Source organism: Salinicoccus siamensis, from assembly GCF_055391965.1.
In genome coordinates this window covers 808,383-831,099 of record NZ_AP043765.1, presented here as the reverse complement: position 1 = coordinate 831,099, position 22,717 = coordinate 808,383, and the positions used below count along the sequence as shown (strand labels likewise).

Sequence of the window (22,717 nt, the reverse complement as noted above, 5' to 3'; positions counted from 1 at the left end):
ATCATCATTTCCTTTTCCTTCCTATAAGTATGAAGATGAGGAAGAGCGCCACTGCAATCAGGATGCCATACATGATCTTTGAGTAGGTATCCATATATCCGACAATCGTCTGCCAGGAGCCACTGACCGAAGCGCCGAGATACACAAGGACAGTATTCCAAATTAGGGTCCCTAAAGTGGTCAACGCAAGAAACAGCACGATGTTCATTCGTGCCATCCCTGCAGGAATCGATATGATGCTGCGCATCACGGGGATGAAGCGGCTTACAAGAACCGCCCCTATTTCATATTTACTGAACCAATCATTGTATTTAAGGAGATCTTCCTGATTGAGGCGGAAGATATGCCCCCACTTGTCGACAGCATTTTCCATCCGCTTCTGGCCTTGAGACATGCCGAAGTAATATAATGCAATGGCACCTAAGACGGAACCGATGGTCGATGAAACGACAACACCAGTCATGCTCAAGTTTGATTCAGTTGTTGTGAACCCGCTGAAACTCAGCACGACTTCAGAAGGTATCGGTGGAAAAACATTTTCCAAAGCCATCAAAAACGCGATGCCGATATAGCCAAAATTATTTATGATATAGGTAAGCAGGCTTTCCATTTTATCCTCCTTGACCACACCCAGATTATGGATGAAGTATACTTCACATACCCTTTTCAATTACCCGTATTTGATCTCATTATGCTGTAATTGTTTAACAGCATGGATAATATGGTAATAATAAATAAATGAACAGACAAAGGAGTGTTTGATCATGTCAGAAGAAAATAAGAATCAACAGGAACGGATGAAAGAAGTAGCAGAACAGAAGGCAGAAGAAGGCAAAAGACAGAAAGAACAGATGAAGGAAAAAGCCCAGGCCAAACAAAGTGATTATAGAGATGAGAAATCAAAAGATCTTGCTAAACATGTTGAAACACAAGGAAGAGCCCCTGATGTGGAAGATCAGGCAGAGTTGGAAAAAGGCGAAAACCCGTCCAATCAATATAGATAAACACATTGTAAAATACAGGCATACCTTAGATGGGCATGCCTGTATTTTTAATTATATATACTCTATTTAGTTGAATCTTAAGGTTTTGATTGTGATATATAAGTTGCATAAGCAAAATATGTTTGAGCGAACAATGCTTAAATGATAATAAAATTGATATTTAAACTTTATAAAAAACATATAGATGAAATCTCGCTTAGCCAACAAGCAACCTATGTTACAATAAATGTAATTTAATCTAGGAGGTTACATATCATGAAAAAATATCTATTAACTGGCGGCTTTGCCACTGCACTATTACTCGGTGCTTGTGGAACCGATGGAGAGCAGTCAGAAGAAACTGTAGCTGAAGAAACGACAGAAGAGCAAACTGAGAAATCCGAACCAACTGAAGAGGTCACTGAGGAAACAACTGGGGAAGAGACTACTGAAGAAGCTGCTGAAGTTGAAGACGAGATTGATGAAGTGGTTGATGAAGTTGAGGAACCGGGTTCACTTGCAGAAGCAAACGAAGAACTTGCCGGCGAGGATGGGTTGACAGAAATATACGGATATAATGATGAAGAAGTTACTGAAGAAGTAGGTAGCCTAATTGTTACACGTAATTCCGCTGTTGTGTTTGGCATGAAATTAGATGAAGATACAGCATGGTATTTTGAAGATGAGGGTTACTCACTCGGAGACGAAGTACAAATGATAACTATCGAGTACACAGTCGAAAATACTGTGGAGGATCCAAGAGATTTTTACCTTAACCAGACAACACTTATTACAAGCACGGGCGAACAGATAGAGAGCGAGTGGTTAATGGACAGTGGTTTACAGTCTGAAATGCTAGGTGCTGTTAAGTCGACAGGGGACGTAACTTTTTTACTGCGAAATAGTGATGCGGACGATATTGAATGGGTAGACATTATTATCCCGAGTTTGAGTGATGAGAATTACGATATAGTGTCTGAAGAATACAAGCAACGTATTGAAATAATGAAAGAATAAAATTAAGCCACTTCATGAGTGGCTTTTACTATGGTCTAAATCAGCACGGCGCATCTCGAGTACTCTGTTTGTTTAAACCAAGCAATATAGCGACTGACTCCTTGCCATCTTTTAACTGTACCTAGAAGTTGAACAATGCCACGTATAATTGAATATCCATTTCCCGGAATAATTTATGTATAATTTGTCTTATAGCATAAGTCGCCTATTAGACATACTATGACTAATCTCTTTATAGTCAAAGTTATTCTATTAGCGTATAAATTTCTCATTTCATTACCTCTATCAAATCTCACGGCAACAACTACAGAAAAGGCATAGAATCACAAAAAATATACTAAGTGAATCAATTTCATAATTGCTCATTTTAAAATTACAAAGACCAACAGAATTAAAAATTATAATTTTTAAAAACGATTATGCAGCTTGCTGTTGGTTTAATTTTCCATTGATACGATCTGCTGCCAATTTTGAAGCATTATAAATCAGCGTTGCCATGTCAAAGTGAATTTCGGCACGTTTTCCAGTCCGATAGCGGACGTTGTCTAACTGAAAAATTCCTTTAAATATGCGTTAACTCGTTCAACAGCGGTACGTCGTTTGAAAATCGTTTTCCAAGCCTTAGAACCGCGGACAGGCGCTGTGTACTTCCGAAGGTTCTGAGTGATTTTAACCTTGTATACCTTTTGACAGATACCTTCATTAGCCAGCGGACATTCGTTACATTCTTTCGGTCTTATATATTTTAGCGTTTCGTATTTTGCATCAAAACTATCATAGCGATAAGAGTGTTCTCGAAAACAAGTAGGGGCAAAATGCTTATCGAACCCGATGGGTTCGGGTTCATTCCGCTTGTTATAAGCAATCACAGATTGTTGTCCCATTCTGTGTACTTGTTCATATATTGGTTCGTAATCGTACCCAGCATCCATTGTTTGATAGTGCAAAGAAGGCATTTGCAGGCGTTCCCCTATCCCTTTAAGTAACGGGATCGCTGCTTTACCATTATTTAGATTTCCAGAAGAAAAAAGGGCTTGTAAAATATATTGGCTTGATGTACCAATGGCGGGAGGTCCCTTGTAACCAAACCAAGAGGCATTTTTTCCTTCCGGGTTCTTTTTCACACCCCATTTTGGGTCTTGAGGAACTTCGGCACGTAATTCAGTCAAAGGTACATCTAGTTGCGCTTCTATCTTCTTTTCATATAGAGGCAGGTTCGCTTCCTTTTCATCTTGTTCTTTCAGCCGTTGTTCGCGTTCTTCTTTGGATTTACGCCCACGTTTTTTGGGCTCAGGCTTGTGCTTTTCTTCTTTTGGTGGCGCCTGGTCACGCGCTTCAAAATGGGTGGCATCAACAGCGGCTGTATCATCTGTAATAAAGCCTTCGGCAATGGCTTGTAGAATCACATTTTCTCGTTCTTCCTCTAGGATATTAGACTCAATTAATTTGGTGACAAGGCGAGAATAAGAAGACTCTGATGGCACATTATCTGAAACAAGGAAACCGCAATTTAATTTAAAGGCAATGTCGTCGTTCAGCCGTCTTACCAAATCCTTTATCGTAGGGATTCGTTCAACGTATCGTACAAGGGGGAAATAATCATGGCTGCGTAATTAAGATCCTCCGGTGCGCCAAATCGGGATCTTTTAGTCACTTTGTGATAAATTTTCCCCAAATTAATTGCTGAAATAATTGCATCATATTTTTGGGTAGGTTCCATGTCATATAGTTCTTGAATGCTAAATAAACTAGATTGACGTATAATGGTCATAGGGAGTGCCCCTCCAGTCTTTTTATGGTTGTGTTAACAACTCTACCATTATACAAGATTTGAGGAGGTGCTTCCTTTTTTAAGTTTTCAAACCCTTGCCCTGTAAGGGCTAGGAATTATGAAATTCATTCAAGTAGAATAATATTTTGCAAATGTACATAAATGAGGTTGAGGCCAGCTCATAATTTTTGAGTACAGTGACAGGGCTGATATGGTTTTCGATACATCTAATCTCACAGTTTAATTGTACCTTGAACCCTTCTGCTGAATATCGAAGCATACTACTATACTTAGAGCCATTCGCTCGATGAACATAAGCCAGCTCAGGGAAACATGATGAAGAAAAATTTATAGAGGAAAATAAAAAGCGGACACGTATTGAAGACATGTCCGCTTTAAACATTGCTATATCAATTAGTTTTAACGGACAGTGAGGGATTTGACTTCAATATCATAGTTTATCAAAACTTCTCAACGGCGCCCTTTTAAAGCTGGTTTTTTATCAGTCATTATCATATATTGTTGTGCTTTTTGGAACGATAATGGAACATAATCAATTTATATTCTTCGCTTAAATTTTGTTAATATATTACAAATTGTATTGACTTATTAATACAGTCATATAACCTAGATTGTATATTATAATTTCGCCGATTGTAAAATTAAGCTAGACACCTAAAAAGGGTCACGCGTGATACACTCAAAATGAGTTTTCCGACCAAAGAAAATCATAGGAGTGATCACGCATGACCTACACCCATATTACCACGGACGAGCTAGTAATCATAGAAGCCTATTTCCATCAAGAGACCCCGACTTCACAGATTGCGAAACGGATTGGGCGTGCCCGTCAGACGGTCCATAATGTCATCGCATATCTCAAGGACGGGCACACTGCGCTGGAGTATTATCGGCGCTATAAGGAAAACAAAAGCCGGTGTGGTAGAAAACGGATTGTTCTACCGACCGATCAGCAGAAACATGTTGAAAAGCAGGTGGCGCAAGGCTGGACACCGGATGTGATCGTCGGTCGGCAGGAGATGCCAATTGACTGCTCGGGCCGTACACTGTATCGAATGTTCAAACGAAAAACCTTTGATGTAGCCACACTGCCGATGCAAGGCAAGCGAAAACCAAATGGCCATCAGGAACGCCGGGGCAGACAGGCCTTCAGGCGAAACATCTCTGAAAGAACAACTGACTACCCGGCGTTCAATGAAGAATTCGGCCATCTCGAGGGAGATACCATCGTCGGTGTCCGCCACAAGAGTGCCGTCATCACGCTGGTTGAACGCCTGTCTAAGGTCATTATCACCTTGAAGCCTGAAGGCCGGACGGCACAGGCAATCGAGTCTGCCATCAATACGTGGTGTCAAGAGATGCCCAGAAACCTGTTCAAGTCCATCACTTTCGACTGTGGTAAGGAATTCTCCAACTGGCAATCGATGAGCAACCAGAACGATCTGTCCATCTACTTTGCCGACCCAGGGACACCGTCTCAACGGGGATTGAATGAACATTCCAATGGCCTGCTCAGAAAGGATGGACTGCCCAAAGACATGGATTTCAACACGGTCGATCAGATATTTGTCTCGTCTGTCGCTTCAAGAAGAAACCACATACCGAGAAAATCATTGAACTACCGGACACCATTGGAAGTCTTTTTGAGTTACATGGGTGAAAAGGAACTGTCTAGCTTATTTTGACAAACGAAATTTTTAAAATTTAAAGTAATAATTTAGTGTATTTTATTCGTTATTACTTTTAGTTTTAAGCCAAGAAAGGAGAACATTTATGGATTATTTAAAGAAGTTTATCATGTTTGATAAGTTTATCACGCCTTCTATTGTTCAAATAGTTTTTTGGATTATAGCAGGAGCTGCACTACTGATTACACTTTTCGGTTTGTTGGGTGCTTTATTCAACGGTGAATTTGGTTTGTTCTTTTTAATTTTAATTATCGCTCCTATATTGATTCTAGTTATTAGAATTTACATGGAATTGATACTGCTTTTCTTCAAAATCTACGAAAAACTACATAGTATCGATGAACGTTTAAAAAAGAATTATTGATTTACGGAATAAGTTGAAGGGAGTTCTTTAATAGTGAAAGGTTTTAAACTATCATTTTTATTAGTCGTGTTAACTACTACACTTGTTGCCTGTGGCAATCCAGACAACGATGAAGATAGCACTGATTCACAAATACCATCGGAGGATGAACTCGCCAGCGTACTGGATGTATTTTCAATCGAAGGTGAGAAAGTACCATTCATGGAAGTGCAAGAAAATTCAGAGGGTAAACTCTACCCCCAGACAGCCGGCTATTTTGAAGATGGCCAGTATATTGTCGATGGAATGGGCGGTCACGACATGGATGATTTCCAAACGATGAGCCAAGAAGAAGTGACGGCTGAAATTGATTCGATTGTATCTGAAATTGACGTACCGGTGGGTTCACGCAGCGTCATTGCGATGGATTACACGGTTGAGCCATATTATGAACCGTTGCATATATTCAAATATACATCACCGACAAATGGTTCAGAAACATTGCAGATTCCGATATTCTTCACAATGCCGAATGTGATGACGTATGCCCCGGCAGATATGAACGAAGCACAATTTGATAATTTTGTGAGGACAGAGCGGGAAAATTATTTCATGACGGATTCACCTGTGTCATCAATGGATGTTAAACTCCATGGTGAGGGGTCGGAACCTGCAAAGAATACGACAGCGTATCTGATGTCATTTTCAATCAACGACCCGCTGAAATTCATCGAAGATACAACGCGTTCGGAACGTGAGAAGGCATTCCCTGTATTTAAAAGCGTGGATGCTAATAAATATGAAAGCTGGGTTGAAATCAGACCCGATGCAAATGCGAGAGGCGGCACTCGGAGTCTGTTGATTTATAAGACACCTGAGGTCATTGAGACGTTGAATCTGGATTCTGACAGTGGATTAGTTAAATTGACGGATGAAGATGATGGTGACAAAGTGTATGTTCATGTTATTAATGAATAATACTTAAGAACAGACAGCAAATGCTACCTACAAATTTAATTAACCTAATTATATAAACACGGTTGACTATTAAAATAGTCAACCGTGTTTATCCTTATAATCTTACTGCACGCATTAAGCGTGTAGCCCCAGTCAAAAAACTGGAGCGTGTTACAAACATGGAAACGTTAGTCGTATCAAAAATCAAATTATCACAACAGGCGCGTAAGAAGAAAATATTGAATGACTCTTTTAATAAAATCACTTGTCCTGAAGATGCCTTTATGCTTGCAAATCACTTTTTAAAGGGTGATGTGAAGGAATCTCTGCTTGTTCTAAGTCTTAATATCAAAAATCATGTAGAAGCCGTCTATGAATGTTTTTCAGGCACTTTAAACGCTGCTGCAGTATCTCCACGTGAAATATATCAATTTGCACTACTTAATAACTCAGCTGCTATCATTGTTTTACACAATCACCCATCTGGAGACACAACACCATCAGAGGCAGACATTGATTTTACAAAGCAACTCAATATGGCTGGCACTCTTATAGACATTGATTTTCTTGACCATATCATCGTCTCGGACTCTGAGTACACAAGCGTTCGAGAAAAGCGACCAGATGTATTAGATGTGTGTTCAAACAGTAGATTAGAACTGTTTGTTGCTGATGGAAATGAACATTATTCAAAAAATAAATAAGGATGCTAATTAGCATCCTTATTATTATTTCGTCAGTATTCCAAAATCGTATACTTTTTCTTCTATTTTTCTTTCAAGCATTTTAAAATATTCTCGAAATTTTTCCCACCCCTCGATTTTATATTTGTTAATTATTTTATAGGTTTGATAGAAACCTGCATCCCATCGCTTTACACTCCACTCTGGGTGTTCTAAATGAACAATATCTCTATACTCGAATGCTCTTTCCGTTAAAGTCACAGCAGTATCATAAACTTTTTGAGCCTCTTCAGAAAACACTCTATCTCTTATCAAAGTATACACATAACGTTCCTCACGTTGAAACCTCAACTGTTCTTCGATTTGATTTAAATAATTTTCCTCCGCAAGTTGTGCAATGTGTGCCTTACTCATATAAAACATTTCGTTCTCGATTTCATATAATTCATCATGATAAAAAATGTTCTCTTGTGATGACTGATAACTTGCATTTACGTTAAATAATGAATAAATGATGCAGTCGTTTACAAATTCAGACCACTCATCAGTTTCCATGGTTTGTTGAGTTGGAGTTTTAAAGTTATCATTATCGTTCAGCCAAGTATGTGTAATAGATTTACGTGCAGCAAATGTGACAGCCACTCTTTCATAATTCTCTTTTACAATCGATACGCCATTTGCTTTATAAGCAGAACCACTGTATATAACCACATCTCTTTGTGAGTTGTATACATTATTTGCTACAGAAACAAAATATCCGAATGCATCAGTGAGTAACTTTCCTCTATGACTTTCTGATTCGTTAACATTAAATATTGAACTGAACTGTGGATATGGTTTATCTTTATAGTCTTTCCGACCCTTTGTCGGCTCTCTTAACCAATTAGATAAAAATTTCTCACTTTCAACCATTCTCACTGTTTTACTCCCTATTTCTTTAATACCTATAGGGGTTAAATGCTTTACGGACAGTTCAAAATTTCTTTCAAAATTTTGAACAGGTGTATCCCTCATCGAATAAACACTGAATGTTACAGCCCATATATTAGTAACATCTGAAAACTCTCCAGACTTTAAAAGCATACCCTGTTTAAATTGAAATTCTTTGAAAAACAGGTCATTAAATTTTTCCCAGTATGCCCCACCATTTAAAAACAGGGGTTTACTGAAAAATGCAATATGCACATTCGATAAATTGAACGTTTTCTTCAACTTTAATATGCGATAGAAAAATTGTGCATATAATTGCTGGGATGCCTGGCCTGCATTTTCATTTTTCATCATATTATTCATTTTCGTTAGGGCACTACCTTGTTTAGAAGTTCCTTTTGCACCAGCATCATTAGCAGTTGCATAAGGTGGATTAGCGAAAAACACAATTGGCTTATCTTCCTTCAATGCTTCAAATAAATCATTCGGCATTTTTAAATCAAATAAATTAAACTCCGGATTTATATCTATGTCATCGTTTAAAAAATCGTATTGAAATGATATATTATCCTTATTGTAAACTTCACCCATGTTTAATTCCTCTTGAAACAATGTCGAAGAATACAGCTCTTTAAACTGGTAATCACGTGTTAAATTTTTTGTTCCGCACGCTGGGTCCCATACAACATTATAATGGACCCAGGATTTTAGACGCGAAAGAAGGAGATGTTAAGGTAGGTATATGAAACGTAAAAGATATACACCCGAATTCAAATCCCAAGTTGTGTTGGAAGTCTTGAAGGAAGAAAAAACAATGAACCAGATCGCTTCGGAACGTAGCGTCCATGTGAACCAGCTGCATAATTGGAAAAAGCAGTTCCTACAGGAGATGCCACAGATTTTTGACAGCCAATCCAAAGATCTGGACAGAATGAAAGCCGACTATGAAGAGAAGCTAGAAAGCCTCTATGCGGAAGTCGGAAAACTCACCACGCAATTGTCGTGGGTCAAAAAAAAATCTGGCATCTACCACGACTAGACAGGAACGCATGGAAATGGTGGACTGGGCAGCCACTGATTTTCCCATTTCGGAACAAGCCAGACTACTGAGTCTCAATCGATCCAGTCTCTACTACAAACCGGTGACGCCCTCACCGGAAGAGGTAGCCATCAAACACCGGATTGATGAGCTCTATACCCGATTTCCATTCTATGGATCACGCCGGATTACCGAAAAACTGAAACATGAAGGCATCGCCATCAACCGTAAGCGGGTCCAGCGGCATATGCGGGAAATGGGCATACAGGCCATCTATCCAGGGCCCAACCTGAGCAAGCGCAATCTGCAGCACCGTATCTATCCCTATCTGTTGAAAGGTCTGCCCATCACCCGTCCCAATCAGGTGTGGAGTATTGATATTACATATATCCGACTTCAGAATCACTGGGTGTATCTCACCGCCGTCATCGACTGGTATTCCCGCTATATCATCAGCTGGGAACTGGACCAAACACTGGAAATGGACTTTGTTCTGGATACTGTGCAACGGGCACTGGCAAGTGGGACGCCCGAAATATTCAACAGCGACCAGGGCAGTCATTTCACCAGTCCTAGATACATCGAGCTCTTGAAATCACAGCCGGGCATCCAGATCAGTATGGACAGCAGAGGGCGTGCATTGGATAACATCATGATTGAGCGTTTCTGGCGGAGTCTCAAGTATGAAGAGGTATATTTGAAGGACTATGGGACGCCAAGGGAGGCACGGCAGCATATCCGTGACTATATGGCATTCTACAACCACGAGCGCCTGCATCAGTCATTGGACTATCAGACACCAGGCACCATTCATATTCATTAGATGCGCCCCCGCTCCTCCTTGAACAATTATCTTTCCGATGTCAGAACCTATCAAGGGCAGTACGCCTTGACAGAACCTGATCTCGGAAAAGCGGGGAAGGAACAGAACTGAGGCCCCACCTTATTTTCATAAAATCCGTGTCTTGACAATCGGGTCCACTTTACTAAAACAAAAAAATCAGACAGACATATCATAGTTTCAAATAGTGATATTGACTTTATAATAAATAGACTTGATAAATATCCTGACAAAGAACCGCTCCATCTTTCCAATAACGCAGTGACTAAAGCACTGAGACATATCATATCGGTTTTAGATATCGATAAAGAACATATTACATTGCATATGATTCGACACACACATTGTTCAGTATTGTTGAATCAGGGGTTAGATATTCATTACGTCAGCAAAAGACTGGGCCATGCTAACATTGGAGTGACTTTGAATACGTATAGTCATCTTTTGAAGGAAAGAAAACAAGAGGAAGATAAAAAAATCGAGAATTTTTTGGAACAAGAATGGAACAAAGTATAATAAAAACCCCTTAAACATTACTGTTAAGGGGTTTAGTAACGGACAGTGAGGGATTCGAACCCTCGATACGGGGTTACCGTATACACGCGTTCCAGGCGTGCGCCTTCAGCCACTCGGCCAACTGTCCAAGATTTAAAAAGAAGTGAGGGTTCTCACTTCAGTATGACCCGTACGGGACTCGAACCCGTGTTACCGCCGTGAAAGGGCGGTGTCTTAACCGCTTGACCAACGGGCCATGGCTCCACAGGTAGGATTCGAACCTACGACCGATCGGTTAACAGCCGATAGCTCTACCACTGAGCTACTGTGGAATAAATTGGAGCGGGTGATCGGAATCGAACCGACAACATCAGCTTGGAAGGCTGAGGTTATACCATTTAACTACACCCGCTTTAAAAAATGGGGCGGCTGATGGGTTTCGAACCCACGCATGCCGGAACCACAATCCGGTGTGTTAACCACTTCACCACAACCGCCATTATTTTAAAGATGGTTCAGGACGGAATCGAACCGCCGACACTGTGAGCTTCAATCACATGCTCTACCGACTGAGCTACTGAACCTTACTGTATTTAAATTTTATATAATCAAAATATGGCGGTCCCGACGGGAATCGAACCCGCGATCTCCTGCGTGACAGGCAGGCATGTTAACCGCTACACCACGGGACCTTTTATATGTAAACAGAAAAAAATTGCGGGAGGTGGATTTGAACCACCGACCTCCGGGTTATGAGCCCGACGAGCTACCGAACTGCTCCATCCCGCGATAATATTATTACGTTTTTAACGTCTGATACACATATTAAAGGTTTTCTATTTTGTTTTCAAGTAATTTCATCAATTTACTTGAGTAAAATTTACACTTTAATCTCTATTATTCTTCCACATCTAAATGTTTCATCGTTTTTCTTCACTGCAGAAGACTAAAATGAAAAAATTTAGATATACATTAGTTTTACATCAAGTGCTTAATATTAATAGTGAACAAAACTTGATATTTAATATTTTCATCCTTCCCCATCCAACTCTTACCAACGCTTTCATAGTGCTTTCAATATAGTTTATGAAACTAATTTTTCAATCATTATACTATTAATATTTCACTTTATATACTGTATAAATATGAAATAAATCACATTGAGTCCTTTGAAAGCCGTGTGCGCGTTTGAAATACTACTCAATCTTCTATATAGTATAAATGTCGGTTAATTATAAAATTTCAAAAGAATGGAGATGATACTTATGGGATCTGTGCAAATGACAGATCAGCAAAACACTCAAAATGTTGAAGAAAGTGATTACTCATTGAACAAAGTTCCTTATAAGGAACGGAACATGGACTGGTTAAGTATAACCAATATTACCTTCGGGATTGCAACTGCTATATTCTATTTCCAGCTTGGCAGTGTGATGGCGTTGCAATTTGGGGCAATCAACGCCCTTATCTCAGCAGGATATGCGATTGTAGTCGCAGGTATCATGGCGACCATCATCTCTTATCTATCTGCACGATCGGGCATGAACGTGAACTTGATGTCCAGAGGTGGCGGATTCGGCTACATAGGCGCCTCGTTGACCTCTTTGATATATGCTTCAAACTTTATTATGTATTGTGCTTTTGAAGGGATGATACTGGTCTACGCGGTGCATGAATTTTTCCCGGTCATACCGAAGTGGGTGCTGATCGTGGTATTCGGTTCCCTCGTCATCCCTTTGAACTGGTTTGGCATCAAACAATTGGATAAGCTGCAGAAATGGTCTCTGCCTATATTTTTCGCCTTTTTGATTGGCGCAATTACAGTCGCTCTCTTTACAACATCACTTTATGATGGGGCATTCTGGACGTACATGCCTGAAGGCGTCCAGGTAGGCGGCACAGCACTCTTGATGTGCATTGGTATGCAACATGGTATCATGGGACTCACTGCCCTACTTGCATCTGACTATGCACGGTTCCTGAAGCCTGAACACATCAAGCTTGGATCGGTCGCTATCGGATTCATCCCGCAGATCTTCTGCTATGGAGTAATGGGTGGCTTAGGTATCTGGTTTGGAGTAAGACTTGCTGAACCAAACCCTGGAGTCTATATAGTACAGCTCCTCGGTATTGGCGGGGCATTGTTTACAATGCTTACACAAGTACGCATCAATGTGACGAACATATACAGCAGTTCGCTCTCCCTATCCAATTTCTTCGAAAATGTATTTCGCTTCACACCGGGACGCAGATTCTGGATTGTTGTAGCTGGTATGACTGCTATGGCACTAATGCTTGGGGGCATCGTCGATCACCTCGATGCAGCCCTTACGTTCCAAGGTGTATTCCTTCTCGCTTGGGCTTCTGTCCTTATAACGGATGCACTTATCGTTAAGATGTTGCTTAAGATTGGGCCTGCATTCTACGAAGCCCGTCAGGACAATCTGTATAAATGGAATCCTGTCGGCGTGGTATCATTGATCATCGCGAGCGTACTCGGTACTGTAGCAGCATTAGGTTATATGGGCCCGTTCCTGGCAAACACTGCAGCCTTCTTCGCTTCTCTTCTGGCTGCCCTGCTGACGGTACTCATCGCTGTTGTTACAAAAGGTGGATATTATCTTAAAACAGATGTAGATGATGTCAATGAAGAAGATTATCTATTCAAGCCGAAATCGTATAAGAGAAAAACTTACAGCGTGAAGCGCCCTGTATTCCTGAATGCCGAGCGCATCCAAAAATAAGCTGACAAGAAGCAGGGGGATATTCCCCTGCTTTTTATAATGTCTACAAGATCATAATGCTTTTTACATCATACAAGTCACCCTATTTTAGTTTGAATGCTGTTCCAAAGGGAATAACTATGTAAAACTTAGGAGGCATTGTATATGTATAAAAACCAATATAAACCTTTTGAAACTGAGGAAGATGCAGCACTTTACCTTGATAATTACATCGAACTGAAACAGTATGCAGTCTTTTCAAACCAGAATCTATCTAAACTAAGAGAACAATTCCCAGAATTGGATATCGTCGATAACGAATCACATGATCTTGAGGACAGGGTCTCACAACTGGATTTCAATGAAGGAAGCAAAGAAGATTTCATGAAACATTACGATGCCGGTGAAGTCATCATTTTCGAAAGGCTCGAGGACACAGATCCATTGAAAACGGAACAGGATGAATCCAGTGAGAAGCAGACCAACGTCAAACCACGTGATGAATACGACACTGAAATTGTGGATACAAACACAGGATCGCGGTCCATGATGGAAGTGAAGAATAACGATCCATCAAACACAGATAGACGCGATGGCGAAGCTGCCTACTTCAGAAAAAGTGATCAGGAAGAAGAAGAATTCCTAAAGGATAAATAAAAAAACACATGACCGCGGGTCATGTGTTTTTTGCTAACCAGACATATATTTATCGCGCGTTAAATATAAAACCCCGCAACCTTATGGTTGCGGGGTTGGTACGGAGATGGAGGGAATCTTGATAAGCGATTTCCTCTTAAATATATAAACTGCGACATCAATGTTATCAAGTTGTATAGAACACATCATAAAATATAGAGCGCATATTAAATGTAAAATAGTGAATTATGTGGCCACCTTATGGGTGGCTTTAACTATGTCTATCTATTCGAAGTGAGACACCAATAATGTCTCGCTCAATTCTATCGCGTTCAGCATACCGGCGACGGCACCTGGCACATCGTTTAGATCTGTGTAGTAATCGAAAATCAAATCGTTCTCCATCGTATAATAGGGCGGCTGATACTTGTCGATTTCATCGGCTACCATTGCTTGCTGCAGTTTGTGATTAAGCATGACGTAGTGCTCATTAATGTTTAACTTCATGACGTGTCCTTTTTAGATGATTGTAACTGAATATAAGGTGATAGTATAGATAAAGTTAAAGTTTTGATATGTCATCTTTCTATAGTCTAGTCCTATAGGCGGCACCTCTTGGGCGATTGTCTTGAACATTAGTTCGCTTTTAAAAGCGATAAATTATGATATTATTTAGAAAAATACAGGAGGGATAATTGTGGCATCTTTTTTTATATCATTGCTTCCGGGATTAATACTTGGAGTTTTAGTATCTGTTGTATTTTATCAACAGATAGAACTTGCCCATAGGTATTGCTTAGTTTTGAGAGGAAAAGCTGTAAGAGGATCTATTGTTCGCGGTTATATAGTAAACAAAAACTTTCACAATCGTGAAATATACCGAGTAACGCGGGGGAGATACGCTGACCCTGATCCTCCTAAAGAAATCTTCCCGTTCAAATATTATGTACCTTATAGAAATATAAATGAGTCTTCACTTATAACTAATAAAGTTAAAAGTGATGCATTGGATGAATACAACGATAAATACTCAATGTCGCTAAATTATATAGATTATGAAACAATAGTAACAAAAATTGAAAATAACAAAGTTATTAGAGTTGATAAACTCAGCATGAAAAAAGATGAGCGTTTTGATGATGAGGGCGAAAACTTTAAATAGACCGGTTGTTGTACTTTTTAAAATACCTATATGTATCCTCCTTCGCTCGAAGAAGATTCTTTTGTTACTATTCGCAAAGGTTTCTAGTAAATATCAAATCTTATTTCATATTGTGAAGCAAAAAAAAGACCACCTCATTGAGGTGGTTTTATTCATTAAGAGAATTGTTCTTTATAGCCATCGCTGTTTAGAACGTTTTTAAAGTTTCCGAGGCTATTACCTAAGTTAGAGTAACCTCTGACTCTTTTTCGTTTTCTTTTTCCCACTTTGGTCAACATCGATGACTTGCCTGTCGCTCGAACTTCTCCCAATCCGTAGGAAATGATTGTATAAATAAAAGTTAGAGCTGCATTATAATCATAGAATCCTCGGAAAAGTATAATAATGGCTTTTCTCAAGTCTTGTTCTTTTTGATAACTTTCTCTGGATAACCTTAAATGCATCCTCAATAAGACTATCGGAACTCTAAAGGACGTTTTTAAAGAAATAGAGAAGTCAAAGTCTCTAGCTTTAGTGAAAGCGTGTAGTGCGAAAGTGATGTACGTTAAAAGTAGCAACCATGCTAACAAGAGTAAAACGAACATACAACATCACTCCTAAACTTTATTTTTTCTCCGTTTTTTCCGATTAGTCCTAGGCTTATCTTTATCCGAAAGAAACTTCTTCTTTACATCCTTGTTTTCTAATCGAGACTTTTCTATAGACTCTTGGTGCTTGATCTTGTTCTGCCTAGCTACGTCGAAACCGGCAATATATGCTGTGTTTTCTTGTTCACTCCGACCATATATTAACCAATCAGAAATTTGAATAACTAGTAAGAGGGAGAAAGCTAGCATCAAAATACCAATGTTTTGTTTAAATATACCCTCTAAGCTTTCAAATGAATCATACATGTAAATAATGATTAAAACAAATAATAAAACTAGGGAGTAGTAACTCCCTACAGTTTTGCTGATTTTTGTTGTTCCATTAATAATGTATTTTAACTTTTGGTCTATAAAAAAAGAGGCAACAAACATACCTATAAGTATTACTTGAGAATTAATTGCAGCTTCATTGTACTTCACTTCTAACAATGTTAGCAAAATGGCTGCAACATAATATAATAATTTATAAAAGTGAAGCTTGAAAAGAGGTTTGTTATCCTCAAGTACCATATACAATACCCCATCTATTAAAGTCTAAATCTAATAGTACATCAAAATTTTTACAAATTCAATAAGATGTTATGTATCCTCCCTCATCGAGAGAGGTGTCTTTCTATTTCCAAGTGCCCCAGTCGTCCCCTACTTCACCAGTCACAGGATTCCACTTCTTGCCCGGGACGTATTTCCATACACCGTCAGAATTGTAATAACCGAGCCAGATGTGATTGTCTTGTCTCGCTTGTTCTTTATAATGAACTGTTGCGCCTGGCTTCAGCCAACCACCAGACCGAGCAGAAGTAAATGGCGCCCCCTGGCGTGTGTGAATGCGTTCACTGCCGTTGACCCAAGTACCTTCAATCGCTCTATATTGTGTGCCATGCTTATTCGTCTTCCACTCTGTACCATTTTCTTTTCCAGGTTTCGGCTTGACAGGTGCAACGGGTGCATCCACTTTACTTCCTAGCGTCTTAAACTTAACACCGAAGTAGTCGCATACCGCCTTCACATCACAGTCCGCCATGTCCTCAATATATCGGTTTTGATCTTTGCCAAAGATAAGCGGAAAGTCCAGACTGTTCGTCATGAAGCCATGCTCGACCAGCACCATCGGGAACGTCGTACACTCTCTAATCATGTGAAGGTTGGTCCATGAATTATACTGTGATGCATGCAGGCCGCTACCATGAATGCCGTACCCTTTATCAATCATGTTTTGAATGATGTTCGTCGCAAACTGTTTGCCTTGCTTACTGCTATGCCAATAAAAGGCGCAACGGCCACCCACATTACTGTTTCCGGCGTTTGCACGTAGAGAGATTCCGAGATCTGGAAGCTTGCTGTCATAGTAGTTGATACGATTCACAAGATAGACATCTTTACTATCGAATGGTTATGCAATGATAACCTCGAAGCCATTGTGCTCTAGCAGTCGCTTTATTCGTTTTCCTAGTTTGTTCTTAAAGTCAAACTCTGCATAGCCTTTACCATTGCGATAAACGCTTTTACCTGGTGGGAATGTGCTGCTCCCATGTCCGAGAGTTCCTTTAACTTCTTTTCATTGTGTTCAGACATATCGAATGCTTTGTTAGACTTGTCAAACGCATCGTCTGCCCGTTGCCGTATTTGTTCGAGTCCACTTACTTTGCCGTCAATCTGCCCTAAGCGATCAAATATCTTAATGGCAATATCCTTGTCTTCTGTCGGCATCAAACCCATCCTTTCATCATGTTCGGGCACATATTAATCACCCCTTATTTAGACATAAAAAAGAGATCTCTAAGATGCAATGTCATTAACTTAAGGATGTTGACAAATGAAGGGTCCAGTGTTTGAGCGTAATCATCTCAAACACTGGACTTTTTGTTGCTGATGGACTGAAGGCATACTTAAATACCCCCTCGCTATATCATTTTTAATTAGTAAGTGTATCAGTATGACCGTCTGGATTTATTGACACCCATCTTTCTTTTCGTGCTTCTGCCGGGACGGATGGGGACCAAGTGTTTCCTAACGAGTGCGCTCATCTGATCTGCACTGGATTGAACTATCGTACACCATTGGAAGTCTTTTTGGGTTACATGGGTGAGAAAGAACTGTCTAGCTTATTTTGACAAACGAAAAATGCTCAACTGAGCGTCTTTTTTATTTCTTTATTCTGCGTTTGAATTTCTTATTGTAATAGCAGCAACTTCATAAGCGTTTATTATATCATTATCAAGGAATCTGATGAATGGATCTTCTACTTACATTTTTCCGCTTGTAATTTCTCTGACTCGGCATTTCAATTCCTCGACTTTTTGCTCTTTTTCCCAGCTAAGTAAGTAACTAATAACTTTCCCACTTTTTAAGTAGGCTTTGACTCGCATGTTTTATCTTCCTTCGATTGAGACCTAAATTATACCAAAAACATTCTATTGGATGTCAAATAATAATAAATTTAGAGCCTGATAACCCCTTTGTCACCTTACCGTCCTCTATCAATAATTTTTCTGATTTTAATTTACGTTTTTTATTCTCAAAATCTCTATATGTTAATATCAATTCTTTGTTTAAGGATTGGTTTTTATCCACATAAAGGTAAACCAACATAGAATTCCTTTTAGGAGTAGTATATTCACGATTCGCTTTTTGTACAGAAAATTGACCATGGTCTACTTCAAACTTAAAATTTTCCTTAGGTACTTCAACATTTATGATTTGTATGGGTTTATCGTTTAAGTTATGAATTGATATGGTTAAATAACCAGCAGAATTGAGGCTTTCATCGAAAATCCTATTTATTTCTAGCATAGGTTGATTAGATATTATTCTCCCTCGCTTACTATTTAAGTATGAGAGCAGAGACACAACAAAAGCCAGTGAAGATATTAAAATCGGCAACCATACACTCCAATTTTCTTTGATTTCTTCCACATAATCACTCCTAGTCATTTTGCCTAATCATACCAAAAAAGCCACCCAATATGGATGGCTTTCTAACTTAGAAGGTTAAGTACTATATTTTCACAAAATTAAAAGAAACCTCATTGGGTGTCGAACTCTTTTCTAAATAAATTATCCATATGATTAATTAATTGATTTAATTTTAATAGATCTTTTTCTAAATATTCTTCAATACTAGATTCGTATTCAATCATATAATTATTTATTGTCTGACCAATATCTTCAGAATCCACTTCGCTATTGACATCTAACTCATTAAAAGTTTTCCAGTAACTTACATTAAGCTTCGATATCATATCCTGAGAATGGACTAGAATATTTTTGATTGCAATAGATTCCTTGTCCGATAATAGGAATTCGTTAACGGAAGAATAGTTTCTTAACTCCCTGTAAGAATCATCAAGCAATCCATTAAAGTAATTAATGTTTACTACCGGCCTTGCATATTCAATAGCGTAGTATGGTTGCTTATAATTATCAGGTTCTGTTGCTTCAGCGATAAAATATTTCTTATTCTTTCTTGAGTATAAAGCATCCTCATGGTCCGAATAGAAAATGTTAACATTTTGGTATGTCATTAAAGTGCCTTGCAACTCTTTGGCATTAGAATAAATTTTGCTATAAACCTTGTATTTCAAATCAAAATTAGCTTGTCTCTTATACTGTTTAAATTCAAGCCTTTTATTTTTCTTCGCATCTGAACGCCTAACAGCACTGCTGAATAACTCTTTAAATAACCACGCTAATGCTAGTAAAACACCACCAGAACCTAAGAAGTCGTTAACCCAATCGATATTATTCCACTCCTAAATAAATTTATTTAAATTATAGCAATATTTAGTATAATAGTCAGTAGCAGGATCTAGGCGACTGCACTTTTTAATATTTGGTGGGATTATCCCAGGGGGTGCGTAGTTATGGCTAGACGTGGAAAATGTTCATGTTCGCCTAAACGCAGAGGTCCTATGACTGTAAAAGTTTCTCGATATTACCGTACCGATGGAACCAAAGTCAAGGCCCATAAGCGTCACGTTCCTAAGTAGCCTTTGACGTCACAATCATAGATTTAACACCAGAAGGAGCCTAGCTCTCCTGCTACTGCTACATAGCAAAAGCCGCCATAATTGGCGGCTTTTTAACTTGGGATGTCTGTCATGTAAACCAAATCATTAGGGGTGCTTCACAGCTATGGTTGTCAATCCCTCCCTTGACAGCCTTATGGCTGTAGCTTCTGTTTACTTCGCTAACGAATTTATCTCCCTCATGCTTCGGCATCCCTTCGATTGCTTTCAGAAGACTCATTCTTCTTTCTTCTTCATTCATGTTATCCCTCCTTAATCAACCAATTGTTTCGTTACTTTTTTTCTTAAAAAATTTTGTCCATCTAAACCTCAAAGTCCTTGCAATCCTCATTGCCACAGAAATTGATGAATCTCTAGTGCTTATTTCGACCATCGTATAATGAGGGCGCGTCATATCACTTTTGTCAGCGACTTCTTGTTGTGTCATTCCTCGTTGTTTTCGAATATCCTCTATCTAATTCCTTTTCATTAAAAATAACAAGCGTTACAAGGTAATGCTAAATTCTCCTTTTGTTACATCTTGTTTAATGTTTCTTATTGTTATATTACAATCAGGTGTGCGGAGTGGTTATATGTTGTCTGTTAATTTGAAAAAGCTACGCAATAGAAGGCAATGGACGCAACAGCAAGTGCCCGAAAAGCTTGGGGTTAAACGACCGACATGTACTATTTACGAAAAAGCACCCGCAGCCCTGATTGCAAGCATGCTTAATTAAGATGGTGGACCTTTTCGACCTCAATGTGGACGCATTACTTGTTAGACAATCAAAAGAGAAAGATATATTGGAAGATACAGATGTCTTCATGTTCTCTGATAAGGAAGAGTTCGAGAATTTTTCTGAAGAAGGAAAATAAGAAATCAAGAAGATGTTGAACGATCAACCGGAATTTTCAATATATTTCGTTTGTCAAAATAAGCTAGACAGTTCTTTCTCACCCATGTAACCCAAAAAGACTTCCAATGGTGTACGATAGTTCAATGATTTTCTTGGGATATGGTTCCTTCTGGCGGCAATCGATGAGATAAAAGCTGGGTCGACCGTATTGAAATCCATATCTTTAGGCAGGCCGTCCCTTCTGAGCAAGCCGTTGGAATGTTCGTTTAACCCCCGCTGTGATGGTGTGCCCGGATCGGCAAAGTAGATGGATAGATCATTTCGATTGCTCATCGACTGCCAGTTTGAGAACTCTTTGCCACAATCGAAGGTGATGGATTTGAATAGGTTTCTAGGCATCTGTTGACACCATGTATTGATGGCAACCTCGATATCCTGCGCCGTCCGGCCTTCGGGTTTCAGGGTGATGATGGCTTTTGACAGGCGCTCGACCAGCGTGATGACCCCACTCTTGTGACGGACACCGACAATGGTGTCGCCTTCGAGGTGGCCGAACGCTTCATTAAAAGTGGGATAGTCATCCACTCTTTCAGAGATATTACGCCTGAAGGCTTGTCTGCCCCGGTGTTCCTGATGGCCATTCGGTTTTCGCTTGCCCTGCATTGGCAGCTTGGCCGCATCAAAGGTTTCCCGTTTGAACATCCGATACAGCGTGCGACCCGAGCAGTCAATTGGCATCTCCTGCCGGCCGACAATGACATCCGGTGTCCAGCCCTGCGTTACCTTTTCCATCACATGTGACTGCTGGTCCTCAGGCAGCACTGTACGTTTTCTACCACATCGCTTCTTATTTTCTTTATAACGCTGGTAATAGTCCAACGCAGTGTGACCGGCCTTGAAATGCGTGATGACATTGTGGATAGTCTGCCGGGCACGCCCGAGCCGTTTCGCAATCTGAGCCACGGTAGTTCCGTGATGGAAATAGGCTTCTATGAATACTAATTCATCCGTGGTAATATGGGTGTCGGTCATGCATGATCACTCCTATGATTTCTTTTGTCGGAAAACCATTTTGAGTGTATCATGTGTGACCGTTTTATGTGTCTAGCTTAATTTTACAATCGGCGATATAAAAAAAGAAAAGATATTAAGTAACTAGGGCTTAGCCCTATTATTTATAAACAATAGTTCCAATATCATACATAAATGGTATTGAGTATATGAGGAGGATTATCTTGAAAAAATATTTAATGTCTGGTGGATTTGCTGCTGCTCTATTGCTTGGCGCCTGTAGTGGAGAAGAATCAGGAAATACCGAGAGCACGGAAGAGGAAACTACTGAAGAAGCAACAGAGGAAGTGACTGAAGAGGAAACAACAGATAATGCAGCAGTATCTGAAGAAAGTACCGAAGAAGAAAACACTGCAGATCAAGCGGAAGAAGAAATTGAAGAAGTGACAGAAAGCGGTGTTGAAACAATTAAAGAAGTAGAAGTTGGCGAGACTACTCAGTTAGAGAATGTAAATATGACAGTAAATATGTCTCAAATTAATAGAGTTGAAGTCAATGAAGACTTAGCAATGTTTTTGGATACTTACGAAGCAGGAGAGAAAATAGACAATCTTGTGATTGAATATACCATAGAAAATACTACTGAATCCCCCCGGGCTTTTTATATCGATCAGGCTGAGATTGTAACGAGCACTGGGCAACAACTACAGCCAGAATTCTTTCTTTCGGATGGCATCTAGGCAGATATGCAAGGAGCTGTTTCATCCACTGGTACCGTGCCATATACAATGGATGAAAGAGCAGGAGAAGAAATTGAGTGGATAGATGTCATTGTCCCTGCAATCATGGATGAAGAAACATACGAAGTAGTGAGTGAAGAGCAGAAGTACAGAATCGAATTTTAATATT

The 22,717-nt window shown here is 39.5% G+C and carries 24 protein-coding genes, 8 tRNA genes and 2 pseudogenes; 14 read left to right on the top strand and 20 right to left on the bottom strand.

Annotation, left to right across the window (positions count from 1 at the left end; genetic code table 11):
• Nucleotides 1–4 precede the first annotated feature (4 nt).
• Nucleotides 5–610, bottom strand: coding sequence for a DedA family protein (locus tag ACZ5LF_RS04395; protein ID WP_380570455.1), 606 nt, complete (start codon nucleotides 608–610; stop codon nucleotides 5–7).
• 154 nt (nucleotides 611–764) lie between these two features.
• Here ACZ5LF_RS04395 and ACZ5LF_RS04390 point away from each other — a divergent pair, with 154 nt between their 5' ends.
• Together ACZ5LF_RS04390 and ACZ5LF_RS04385 are read left to right on the top strand one after the other, a co-directional pair.
• On the top strand, nucleotides 765–1,004 hold the full coding sequence (locus ACZ5LF_RS04390; protein ID WP_380570454.1) for a hypothetical protein: 240 nt from the start codon (nucleotides 765–767) through the stop codon (nucleotides 1,002–1,004).
• Nucleotides 1,005–1,259: 255 nt separating this feature from the next.
• Nucleotides 1,260–2,000 (top strand): hypothetical protein, encoded by a 741-nt coding sequence (locus ACZ5LF_RS04385; RefSeq protein ID WP_380570453.1) that lies wholly within the window; start codon nucleotides 1,260–1,262, stop codon nucleotides 1,998–2,000.
• A gap of 417 nt (nucleotides 2,001–2,417) precedes the next feature.
• Here the strand turns inward: ACZ5LF_RS04385 and ACZ5LF_RS04380 are convergent.
• Nucleotides 2,418–3,771, bottom strand: a pseudogene (locus tag ACZ5LF_RS04380) (transposase).
• Between the two features lie 746 nt (nucleotides 3,772–4,517).
• Here ACZ5LF_RS04380 and ACZ5LF_RS04375 point away from each other — a divergent pair.
• The 4 genes from ACZ5LF_RS04375 to ACZ5LF_RS04360 all read left to right on the top strand — a co-directional run bounded on the left by ACZ5LF_RS04375 (nucleotide 4,518) and on the right by ACZ5LF_RS04360 (nucleotide 7,484).
• Entirely contained in the window at nucleotides 4,518–5,477 is a 960-nt protein-coding gene (locus ACZ5LF_RS04375) for an IS30 family transposase (RefSeq protein WP_380710055.1), read from the top strand.
• An 88-nt stretch (nucleotides 5,478–5,565) separates the two neighbouring features.
• Complete coding sequence (locus ACZ5LF_RS04370; RefSeq protein WP_380570447.1) at nucleotides 5,566–5,844, top strand: DUF4282 domain-containing protein; 279 nt, start codon at nucleotides 5,566–5,568, stop codon at nucleotides 5,842–5,844.
• 33 nt (nucleotides 5,845–5,877) lie between these two features.
• A complete protein-coding gene (locus tag ACZ5LF_RS04365) occupies nucleotides 5,878–6,801 on the top strand; it encodes a hypothetical protein (protein WP_380570448.1) in 924 nt (307 codons plus the stop codon).
• 158 nt (nucleotides 6,802–6,959) lie between these two features.
• Nucleotides 6,960–7,484, top strand: a complete 525-nt coding sequence (locus ACZ5LF_RS04360; RefSeq protein WP_380570449.1) for a JAB domain-containing protein — start codon at nucleotides 6,960–6,962, stop codon at nucleotides 7,482–7,484.
• Between the two features lie 24 nt (nucleotides 7,485–7,508).
• Here ACZ5LF_RS04360 and ACZ5LF_RS04355 read toward each other — a convergent pair whose 3' ends face one another.
• The gene (locus ACZ5LF_RS04355) at nucleotides 7,509–8,984 is read right to left on the bottom strand and encodes a hypothetical protein (protein WP_380570450.1); all 1,476 of its coding nucleotides are present in this window, start codon (nucleotides 8,982–8,984) and stop codon (nucleotides 7,509–7,511) included.
• Between the two features lie 151 nt (nucleotides 8,985–9,135).
• On the opposite strand from ACZ5LF_RS04355, the gene ACZ5LF_RS04350 reads away from it, so the two are divergent.
• Both ACZ5LF_RS04350 and ACZ5LF_RS04345 read left to right on the top strand, forming a co-directional pair.
• A protein-coding gene (locus ACZ5LF_RS04350; protein WP_380710053.1) for an IS3 family transposase occupies nucleotides 9,136–10,255 on the top strand; the annotation gives its coding sequence in 2 pieces (ribosomal slippage) (nucleotides 9,136–9,404 and nucleotides 9,403–10,255; 1,122 coding nt in all).
• A 279-nt stretch (nucleotides 10,256–10,534) separates the two neighbouring features.
• Nucleotides 10,535–10,789, top strand: a complete 255-nt coding sequence (locus ACZ5LF_RS04345; RefSeq protein ID WP_464759745.1) for a tyrosine-type recombinase/integrase — start codon at nucleotides 10,535–10,537, stop codon at nucleotides 10,787–10,789.
• A 39-nt stretch (nucleotides 10,790–10,828) separates the two neighbouring features.
• Here ACZ5LF_RS04345 and ACZ5LF_RS04340 read toward each other — a convergent pair.
• From ACZ5LF_RS04340 to ACZ5LF_RS04305, 8 genes are all read right to left on the bottom strand, one after another.
• Nucleotides 10,829–10,916 (bottom strand) — tRNA-Ser (locus ACZ5LF_RS04340).
• A gap of 36 nt (nucleotides 10,917–10,952) precedes the next feature.
• Nucleotides 10,953–11,024 (bottom strand) — tRNA-Glu (locus ACZ5LF_RS04335).
• Between the two features lies 1 nt (nucleotide 11,025).
• Nucleotides 11,026–11,100, bottom strand: a tRNA-Asn gene (locus ACZ5LF_RS04330).
• 6 nt (nucleotides 11,101–11,106) lie between these two features.
• Nucleotides 11,107–11,180: transfer RNA gene (locus ACZ5LF_RS04325), tRNA-Gly, on the bottom strand.
• Nucleotides 11,181–11,189: 9 nt separating this feature from the next.
• Nucleotides 11,190–11,265: transfer RNA gene (locus ACZ5LF_RS04320), tRNA-His, on the bottom strand.
• A 14-nt stretch (nucleotides 11,266–11,279) separates the two neighbouring features.
• Nucleotides 11,280–11,352: transfer RNA gene (locus ACZ5LF_RS04315), tRNA-Phe, on the bottom strand.
• 32 nt (nucleotides 11,353–11,384) lie between these two features.
• Nucleotides 11,385–11,460, bottom strand: a tRNA-Asp gene (locus ACZ5LF_RS04310).
• 23 nt (nucleotides 11,461–11,483) lie between these two features.
• Nucleotides 11,484–11,557: transfer RNA gene (locus tag ACZ5LF_RS04305), tRNA-Met, on the bottom strand.
• 476 nt (nucleotides 11,558–12,033) lie between these two features.
• Here ACZ5LF_RS04305 and ACZ5LF_RS04300 point away from each other — a divergent pair.
• Together ACZ5LF_RS04300 and ACZ5LF_RS04295 are read left to right on the top strand one after the other, a co-directional pair.
• Complete coding sequence (locus ACZ5LF_RS04300; RefSeq protein WP_380570610.1) at nucleotides 12,034–13,512, top strand: purine-cytosine permease family protein; 1,479 nt, start codon at nucleotides 12,034–12,036, stop codon at nucleotides 13,510–13,512.
• Nucleotides 13,513–13,656: 144 nt separating this feature from the next.
• On the top strand, nucleotides 13,657–14,148 hold the full coding sequence (locus ACZ5LF_RS04295) for a hypothetical protein (RefSeq protein ID WP_380570611.1): 492 nt from the start codon (nucleotides 13,657–13,659) through the stop codon (nucleotides 14,146–14,148).
• Between the two features lie 264 nt (nucleotides 14,149–14,412).
• On the opposite strand, the gene ACZ5LF_RS04290 is transcribed toward ACZ5LF_RS04295, so the two are convergent.
• The gene (locus tag ACZ5LF_RS04290; protein WP_380570612.1) at nucleotides 14,413–14,634 is read right to left on the bottom strand and encodes a hypothetical protein; all 222 of its coding nucleotides are present in this window, start codon (nucleotides 14,632–14,634) and stop codon (nucleotides 14,413–14,415) included.
• A 190-nt stretch (nucleotides 14,635–14,824) separates the two neighbouring features.
• Between ACZ5LF_RS04290 and ACZ5LF_RS04285 the strand changes: the two genes are divergently transcribed.
• Nucleotides 14,825–15,289 carry a hypothetical protein gene (locus ACZ5LF_RS04285; RefSeq protein WP_380570613.1) on the top strand — a complete coding sequence of 155 codons (465 nt, stop codon included), beginning with the start codon at nucleotides 14,825–14,827 and terminating at the stop codon, nucleotides 15,287–15,289.
• A 596-nt stretch (nucleotides 15,290–15,885) separates the two neighbouring features.
• Here ACZ5LF_RS04285 and ACZ5LF_RS04280 read toward each other — a convergent pair.
• The 3 genes from ACZ5LF_RS04280 to ACZ5LF_RS04270 all read right to left on the bottom strand — a co-directional run bounded on the left by ACZ5LF_RS04280 (nucleotide 15,886) and on the right by ACZ5LF_RS04270 (nucleotide 17,643).
• The gene (locus ACZ5LF_RS04280; RefSeq protein WP_380570614.1) at nucleotides 15,886–16,446 is read right to left on the bottom strand and encodes a hypothetical protein; all 561 of its coding nucleotides are present in this window, start codon (nucleotides 16,444–16,446) and stop codon (nucleotides 15,886–15,888) included.
• 103 nt (nucleotides 16,447–16,549) lie between these two features.
• Nucleotides 16,550–17,299, bottom strand: coding sequence for an SH3 domain-containing protein (locus ACZ5LF_RS04275; RefSeq protein ID WP_464759741.1), 750 nt, complete (start codon nucleotides 17,297–17,299; stop codon nucleotides 16,550–16,552).
• Nucleotides 17,300–17,382: 83 nt separating this feature from the next.
• Entirely contained in the window at nucleotides 17,383–17,643 is a 261-nt protein-coding gene (locus ACZ5LF_RS04270; RefSeq protein WP_380570615.1) for a hypothetical protein, read from the bottom strand.
• 287 nt (nucleotides 17,644–17,930) lie between these two features.
• On the opposite strand from ACZ5LF_RS04270, the pseudogene ACZ5LF_RS04265 reads away from it, so the two are divergent.
• Nucleotides 17,931–18,047, top strand: a pseudogene (locus ACZ5LF_RS04265) (IS30 family transposase); the annotation flags it as partial.
• Nucleotides 18,048–18,357: 310 nt separating this feature from the next.
• Here the strand turns inward: ACZ5LF_RS04265 and ACZ5LF_RS04260 are convergent.
• The 4 genes from ACZ5LF_RS04260 to ACZ5LF_RS04245 all read right to left on the bottom strand — a co-directional run bounded on the left by ACZ5LF_RS04260 (nucleotide 18,358) and on the right by ACZ5LF_RS04245 (nucleotide 20,355).
• Nucleotides 18,358–18,849: a hypothetical protein gene (locus ACZ5LF_RS04260; protein WP_380570616.1), complete on the bottom strand. Its 492-nt coding sequence runs from the start codon at nucleotides 18,847–18,849 to the stop codon at nucleotides 18,358–18,360.
• 110 nt (nucleotides 18,850–18,959) lie between these two features.
• The gene (locus ACZ5LF_RS04255; protein ID WP_380570617.1) at nucleotides 18,960–19,457 is read right to left on the bottom strand and encodes a hypothetical protein; all 498 of its coding nucleotides are present in this window, start codon (nucleotides 19,455–19,457) and stop codon (nucleotides 18,960–18,962) included.
• Between the two features lie 574 nt (nucleotides 19,458–20,031).
• Nucleotides 20,032–20,202 (bottom strand): hypothetical protein, encoded by a 171-nt coding sequence (locus tag ACZ5LF_RS04250; RefSeq protein WP_380570618.1) that lies wholly within the window; start codon nucleotides 20,200–20,202, stop codon nucleotides 20,032–20,034.
• A gap of 15 nt (nucleotides 20,203–20,217) precedes the next feature.
• Nucleotides 20,218–20,355 carry a hypothetical protein gene (locus ACZ5LF_RS04245; RefSeq protein WP_464759828.1) on the bottom strand — a complete coding sequence of 46 codons (138 nt, stop codon included), beginning with the start codon at nucleotides 20,353–20,355 and terminating at the stop codon, nucleotides 20,218–20,220.
• 323 nt (nucleotides 20,356–20,678) lie between these two features.
• Between ACZ5LF_RS04245 and ACZ5LF_RS04240 the strand changes: the two genes are divergently transcribed.
• Nucleotides 20,679–20,816, top strand: coding sequence for a hypothetical protein (locus ACZ5LF_RS04240; RefSeq protein WP_380570619.1), 138 nt, complete (start codon nucleotides 20,679–20,681; stop codon nucleotides 20,814–20,816).
• A gap of 53 nt (nucleotides 20,817–20,869) precedes the next feature.
• On the opposite strand, the gene ACZ5LF_RS04235 is transcribed toward ACZ5LF_RS04240, so the two are convergent.
• Complete coding sequence (locus tag ACZ5LF_RS04235) at nucleotides 20,870–21,829, bottom strand: IS30 family transposase (protein ID WP_380570620.1); 960 nt, start codon at nucleotides 21,827–21,829, stop codon at nucleotides 20,870–20,872.
• A 203-nt stretch (nucleotides 21,830–22,032) separates the two neighbouring features.
• Between ACZ5LF_RS04235 and ACZ5LF_RS04230 the strand changes: the two genes are divergently transcribed.
• Nucleotides 22,033–22,548: a hypothetical protein gene (locus ACZ5LF_RS04230; protein ID WP_380570621.1), complete on the top strand. Its 516-nt coding sequence runs from the start codon at nucleotides 22,033–22,035 to the stop codon at nucleotides 22,546–22,548.
• Nucleotides 22,549–22,717: the final 169 nt, after the last annotated feature.